The following is a 525-nucleotide window of genomic DNA, read 5'->3' as shown; positions in this document are numbered from 1 at the left end:
GGATAAACATACCAACGCAGGTATGTTACGCGACAGGTTTAATTACTACTGCGAAAAGGTCGTGAAAGGGTTCTACAAGAATCACTTCCTGCGCTTTGATCGCCAAATTGTGCTGGTCGATTGCCTGCAACCGCTTAACAGCGGACCACAGGCGTTTAACGATATGCGACTGGCGCTGACACAACTGATGCAAAGCTTTCATTATGGTCAGCGCACGTTGTTCCGCCGGTTGTTCTCGCCGGTAATCGATAAGTTGCTGTTCGCTGCCACCAAGGCCGACCACGTTACGGTCGATCAACATGCCAATATGGTGTCGTTGTTGCAGCAATTGATTCAGGACGCCTGGCAAANCAGTATGGACTGTCTGGGACTGGCATCGGTGCAGGCAACCACCAGCGGCCTGATTGATGTGAAAGGCGAGAAGATCCCCGCGTTGCGCGGCAATCGCCTGAGCGACGGCGAGCCGTTGACCGTCTATCCGGGAGAAGTCCCAGCGCGTTTACCGGGCCAGGCTTTTTGGGATCG

1 protein-coding gene is annotated in these 525 nt (G+C 54.0%); it reads left to right on the top strand.

Annotated features, from left to right (window positions below):
• On the top strand, positions 1-525 hold a 525-nt coding region (locus FDX22_RS27740; protein WP_255433104.1), incomplete at both ends, for a YcjX family protein.

The sequence above is a fragment of the Citrobacter sp. TBCS-14 genome (assembly GCF_005280805.1).
In the GTDB taxonomy this organism is placed as follows: Bacteria; Pseudomonadota; Gammaproteobacteria; order Enterobacterales; family Enterobacteriaceae; genus Citrobacter; species Citrobacter gillenii.
Note: the sequence above shows the minus strand (reverse complement) of the source record. Positions and strands in the feature narration are given on the sequence as shown.